The sequence below is a fragment of the Staphylococcus sp. EG-SA-2 genome (genome assembly GCF_017152085.1).
In genome coordinates, this window is the sequence record NZ_JACYHC010000413.1 from 1 (window position 1) to 6,306 (window position 6,306).

Here is a 6,306-nt window from a genome sequence, read left to right on the forward strand (position 1 = left end):
GTGCTTAAAGCGAAAGAAGCGTATGGCAATAAAGACTTTATAGTTGGATACAGATTATCTCCAGAGGAAGCGGAGTCTCCAGGAATCACAATGGAAATTACAGAGGAACTCGTTAATAAAATTAGCCATATGCCAATCGACTATATTCATGTTTCAATGATGGATACGCATGCAACGACACGTGAAGGTAAATACGCTGGACAAGAAAGACTACCTTTAATTCACAAATGGATAAATGGTCGTATGCCACTTATCGGTATTGGTTCAATTTTCACAGCTGACGAAGCTTTAGATGCAGTTGAAAATGTTGGTGTTGACTTAGTAGCCATTGGTAGAGAGCTACTACTGGATTATCAATTTGTTGAAAAAATTAAAGATGGACGGGAAGATGAAATTATTAATTACTTTGATCCAGAGAGAGAAGATAATCATCACTTAACTCCTAATTTATGGCATCAATTTAATGAAGGATTCTATCCATTACCACGTAAAGATAAATAAGTGTTTAACTGTTACCACTAATGATATTGTGTATGCAATTTGTTAGTGGTTTTCAATATTTATAAATAAAAATATTCTTAGTAAAATACACTTTTGATTAAGTGTAAAATTATCAATTCTTTTGCTTGTAATCATTTAAGTAATTATGTCATTATAAATGTAAGGGTTTTCAAAATAGACAAATTTAATGAAACTTAGTGATTATTTCATCTTTTTTGGTGGAAAAGTATCTGCTTTGAAAACTAATGTAATTATTTGGATAATGTTTCATGTATAATAGTTATAAATGATGAAAAGGGGAGATATGATGACTAAATCTGAAAAAATTATTGAGTTAACAAATCATTACGGAGCACATAATTATTTACCATTGCCAATTGTCATTTCAGAAGCTGAAGGGGTATGGGTTAAAGATCCTGAAGGCAATAAATATATGGATATGTTATCTGCATATTCCGCTGTTAACCAAGGTCATAGACATCCGAAAATTATTCAAGCATTAAAAGATCAAGCTGATAAAGTGACTCTAGTTTCACGTGCTTTTCATAGTGATAACTTAGGTGAATGGTACGAAAAAATTTGTAAACTGGCAGGTAAAGATAAAGCTTTACCAATGAATACAGGTGCTGAAGCAGTAGAAACAGCTTTGAAAGCAGCACGACGCTGGGCATACGATGTTAAAGGAATTGAGCCAAATAAAGCAGAAATCATTGCATTTAATGGTAACTTCCATGGTCGAACAATGGCGCCAGTTTCATTATCTTCAGAAGCAGAATACCAACGTGGTTATGGTCCGTTATTAGATGGATTTAGAAAAGTTGATTTTGGAGATGTAGATGCATTGAAAGCTGCAATTAATGAAAATACTGCAGCAGTTTTAGTAGAACCAATTCAAGGTGAAGCGGGTATAAATATACCGCCAGAAGGATATTTGAAAGCAATTAGAGAATTATGTGATGAACATAATGTCTTATTTATTGCTGACGAAATCCAAGCAGGATTAGGTCGTTCGGGTAAATTATTTGCTACGGATTGGGATAATGTAAAACCTGATGTCTATATTTTAGGTAAAGCACTAGGTGGTGGTGTCTTCCCAATTTCTGTTGTATTAGCAGATAAAGAAGTATTAGATGTCTTTACACCTGGCTCACATGGTTCAACATTTGGTGGTAATCCACTTGCTTGTGCTGCATCAATTGCTGCATTAGATGTTATCGTTGATGAGGATTTACCAGGGCGCTCTTTAGAATTAGGAGATTATTTTAAAGAACAATTAAAGCAAATTGATCATCCATCAATTAAAGAAGTCCGTGGACGTGGTTTGTTTATAGGTGTGGAACTTAATGAAAGTGCTAGACCATATTGTGAAGCTTTGAAAGAAGAAGGCTTATTATGTAAAGAAACGCATGATACTGTCATTCGTTTTGCACCACCATTAATTATTACTAAAGAAGAATTGGACCTTGCACTTGAAAAAATAAGACATGTATTTCAATAATGTCAAAAAGTTGTAACAATCAGTTTGTAAGGGCTTTAAAAAGGAATACGTTATGTTACAATATGTTTGAAAGCGAAATCATTAGGTAAAGAAGAGGCGAAAAGGATCATGACTGAGAACAATAATTTAGTAACTTCTACTCAAGGAATTATTAAAGAAGCATTGCATAAATTGGGATTTGACGAAGGAATGTACGATTTAATTAAAGAACCTTTAAGAATGTTACAAGTGCGTATCCCTGTACGAATGGATGATGGCACAGTTAAAACATTCACAGGTTACCGTGCGCAACATAATGATGCTGTTGGACCAACAAAAGGGGGCGTGCGTTTCCACCCAGATGTTGATGAAGAAGAAGTAAAAGCATTATCAATGTGGATGACTTTGAAATGTGGCATTGTAAACTTACCATACGGTGGTGGTAAGGGTGGTATCGTTTGTGATCCACGTCAAATGAGCATTCATGAAGTTGAACGTTTATCACGCGGATATGTAAGAGCAATTTCACAATTCGTAGGTCCGAACAAAGATATTCCAGCACCAGATGTATTTACAAACTCACAAATTATGGCTTGGATGATGGATGAATATAGTGCATTAGATAAATTTAATTCACCAGGTTTCATCACAGGTAAACCAATTGTATTGGGTGGTTCTCATGGACGCGACAGATCAACTGCACTAGGTGTAGTTATTGCAATTGAACAAGCTGCAAAACGTCGTAATATGCAAATTGAAGGTGCCAAGGTTGTTATTCAAGGTTTCGGTAATGCCGGAAGTTTCTTAGCTAAATTCTTATATGATTTAGGTGCAAAAATTGTAGGTATCTCTGATGCTTACGGTGCATTACACGATCCAAATGGCTTAGATATAGATTATTTATTAGACCGTCGTGATAGTTTTGGTACGGTAACAAATTTATTTGAAGAAACAATCTCAAATAAAGAATTGTTTGAATTAGATTGTGACATTTTAGTACCAGCGGCTATTTCAAACCAAATTACAGAAGACAATGCACATGATATTAAAGCTAGTATCGTTGTTGAAGCTGCTAATGGACCTACAACACCAGAAGCAACACGTATTTTAACTGAACGTGGTATATTATTAGTTCCAGACGTATTAGCAAGTGCTGGTGGTGTAACGGTTTCTTACTTCGAATGGGTACAAAATAATCAAGGTTATTATTGGTCTGAAGAAGAAGTAAATGAAAAGCTACGTGAAAAATTAGAAGCGGCATTTGACACGATTTACGAATTGTCTCAAAATCGAAAAATAGATATGAGACTTGCAGCATATATCATAGGTATTAAACGTACAGCAGAAGCAGCTAGATATCGTGGTTGGGCATAATTAATTATCATATGTGATTTAACGAGCTTGGGACAGAAAACAAAGCCCTAAGCTCGTTAATTTTATTTTAGCAGCAGTTGACTGTAAAACAATGCCCGTGTAACACGCTCTTTTCAAAAATAGTCGGGGCCCCAACACAGAGGCTGGTGGAAAGTCAGCTTACAATAGTGTGCAAGTTGGCTGGCCCCCAACACTGAGAATTTTTAATTAAACCAGGCTGGGACATAAATCAATGTTCTATGCTCTACGAAGTTATATTGGCAGTAGTTGACTGAACGAAAATGCGCTTGTAACAAGCTTTTTTCAATTTTAGTCAGGGGCCCCAACACAGAGAATTTCGAAAAGAAATTCTACAGACAATGCAAGTTGGCGAGGCCCCAACACTGAGAATTTCTAATTAAACGCTCAACTATATATAGTTGATCAAAAAGACAGCAGTAGGATAATTTCAATTTGGAAATATCTTACTGCTGTTTTTTATAGTAATAGCTATATTTTTGTATTTATGTTTTCTAGTTTAACAATACTACTTAATGACTTCTTTATATTTATCAGCGAAATTTGTAAAGACACCATCAACGCCATATTTATTTAATCGTAACATATCAGCTTTTTCATTCACTGTATAAGGATGTACTATAAATCCTAAGTCTTTTAAATGATGGGTATTTTGTTCAGTTAAATCTGTATAATCAGGACCTAATCCAATCGCATAAGAGCGTATCTCTTTTAAGCGTTGGTCGTTAAATTGTTGTAGTTCACCTTTATCAACTAATTTTACTAATGGCACATGCTTATTTTGACGATGAATTTTCTTTAAACTTTCGTCAGAAAATGATTGAATCATTACATGTCCATTTTTTAATTTATTGTTATTTAAAAGGTGATGCTTTTTCAATGAAGCTAATAATTGTTCTTCCATTCCTGGGTATACATCAGGTGACTTTGTTTCAATATAATAGTTTGCATTCGGGCCATAACGTTCTAAAATTTCATCTAAAGTGGGTACTTTAGCATTTTTATAACTTGCTCTTGCGTATTTTGGATATTTTTTATTAAACCAACTTCCTGCATCTAACTGTTTTAATTCATCAAGGGTATAATCCTCAACTTTACCGTGTCCATTTGTTGTACGGTTAACAGTTTCATCATGCATAGCAACTAAATGTCCATCTTTGGTACGTTGTAAATCAATTTCGATATAAGATGCTTTTAACTCATTATGACTCTTATCATATGCTTGAAACGTATGCTCTGGTGCATAGCCACTTGCGCCACGATGTGCGATAGTAGTGAATCGCTCATTCGTTAAATTTGTATGCCATTGAATAGCCTGAGGTTTATTTGCAATTTGATTTGTTTGTTCAGCGCCAGCAGTAGGTACTGATAAAAATCCCATAGTAAAAACAGCAGAAGCAGCCATAAATTTAGTGAAGCTTTTCGAAGAGTTAGTCATAGTCTTTATCCTTTCATCTCTTTATTTGTAGTCTAACAATTTTAAAATACTACAAAAACCTGCTTGTGAAAACGCTTTACACATTTCTTTTACAATTTATAACATTTCTGTAATATAAATTTAAAAGAATTATCAAACATTTTAGGAATCTTAAAAATGTGATGTTCAACAAGACGAAGAGAGCATTAAAATACCCACAATGTAATTTTAATAGACATTGTGGGTAGGTAGATTAACGTATTTATTGTGATAGTAATTGTTTAGCAACATCAAGTTGTTGTTTGACCGATGATTGCCCCGTTGACCCGTAACTTTGACGTCGTTTCAAGCAATTTTCAGGCTGCAAATAATCGTAAATATCGGCATCGATACTAGAATGATGTTGTTGATATGTTGCTAAAGGAACATCTAATAAATAATGACCTTGTTGTATACATTCTAAGACGATTTTTCCTACAATTTCATGTGCAGTTCTAAATGGAATATTTTTAGTTACTAAATAATCTGCTAGTTCCGTTGCATTTGAAAAATCTTCTTTAACAGTTTGATTGAGTCGTTCTTTATTAATTGTCATCGTTTGAATCATACCTTCGAAAATACGTAAAGAACCTTTAATTGTATGGACAGCATCGAATAAACCTTCTTTATCTTCCTGCATATCTTTGTTATATGCTAGAGGTAATCCTTTTAAAGTCATAAGCATGCTCATTAAATGACCAGTCGTTCGACCAACTTTACCTCTAATTAATTCTGCCATATCAGGATTTTTCTTTTGTGGCATAATAGATGAGCCAGTTGAAAATGCATCTGATAATGTAATGAATTTAGCTTCGTCTGTGGACCAGAAAATAATTTCCTCTGCAAAGCGTGATAAGTGAACCATCGTTAAAGAAATATTATGCAATGTTTCAATAATATAGTCTCTGTCACTAACAGCATCTAGGCTATTCTCATAGAGACTGCCAAAGTTCAACAATGCTGTTGTCTCGTGTCTATCGATAGGGTATGTGGTACCACTTAAGGCTGCTGCACCTAAAGGATTAATATCGATTCGTTTTAAACTATCTTCAAATCGTTGTTGGTCTCGTTGTAACATCCAAAAATAAGTCATAATATGATGTGCAAATGAAATTGGCTGTGCACGCTGTAAATGAGTATAACCAGGCATAATTGTATCAACATTATTGGAAGCGATGTCTACAATTACACTTTGTAACGACTTAATTAATGCGATGATATCTTGCACTTGTTTCTTAGTGTACAAGTGCATATCTGTTGCAACTTGATCGTTTCTACTGCGTCCAGTATGCAACTTACCACCAGCATCACCAATACGTTTAATTAATTCATGTTCAATATTTAAATGAATATCTTCTAATGATGCACTAAATTGAATTTGATCTTGATGATAATCATGTTGAATAGATTTTAGTCCTTGTATAATTTGTTCGCTGTCTTGTTGACTAATAATGCCTTGATTCGCAAGCATAGTTGCATG

5 protein-coding genes are annotated in these 6,306 nt (G+C 34.3%); 3 read left to right on the top strand and 2 right to left on the bottom strand.

Annotated features, from left to right (window positions below; all coding sequences use genetic code 11):
* The 3 genes from IDG60_RS04480 to IDG60_RS04490 form a co-directional block, all read left to right on the top strand.
* A partial coding sequence (locus IDG60_RS04480; RefSeq protein WP_481906080.1) for an oxidoreductase occupies window positions 1–501 on the top strand: 501 nt, incomplete at its 5' end.
* Window positions 502–808: 307 nt separating this feature from the next.
* Window positions 809–1,999 carry an ornithine--oxo-acid transaminase gene (locus IDG60_RS04485; RefSeq protein ID WP_000167314.1) on the top strand — a complete coding sequence of 397 codons (1,191 nt, stop codon included), beginning with the start codon at window positions 809–811 and terminating at the stop codon, window positions 1,997–1,999.
* A gap of 108 nt (window positions 2,000–2,107) precedes the next feature.
* Window positions 2,108–3,352: a Glu/Leu/Phe/Val family dehydrogenase gene (locus IDG60_RS04490; RefSeq protein ID WP_000138487.1), complete on the top strand. Its 1,245-nt coding sequence runs from the start codon at window positions 2,108–2,110 to the stop codon at window positions 3,350–3,352.
* Between the two features lie 526 nt (window positions 3,353–3,878).
* Here the strand turns inward: IDG60_RS04490 and IDG60_RS04495 are convergent.
* Both IDG60_RS04495 and argH read right to left on the bottom strand, forming a co-directional pair.
* Entirely contained in the window at window positions 3,879–4,808 is a 930-nt protein-coding gene (locus IDG60_RS04495) for a glycerophosphodiester phosphodiesterase (RefSeq protein WP_000185319.1), read from the bottom strand.
* Window positions 4,809–5,049: 241 nt separating this feature from the next.
* Window positions 5,050–6,306, bottom strand: a 1,257-nt coding sequence (gene argH, locus IDG60_RS04500) for an argininosuccinate lyase (RefSeq protein ID WP_206160523.1), incomplete at its 5' end; no start/stop codon positions are given.

Bases quoted from the DNA above. Each gene is read 5' to 3' on its own strand.
- IDG60_RS04485 (WP_000167314.1), top strand. From the start codon at position 809: ATGACTAAATCTGAAAAAATTATTGAGTTAACAAATCATTACGGAGCA.
- IDG60_RS04490 (WP_000138487.1), top strand. From the start codon at position 2,108: ATGACTGAGAACAATAATTTAGTAACTTCTACTCAAGGAATTATTAAA.
- IDG60_RS04495 (WP_000185319.1), bottom strand. From the start codon at position 4,808: ATGACTAACTCTTCGAAAAGCTTCACTAAATTTATGGCTGCTTCTGCT.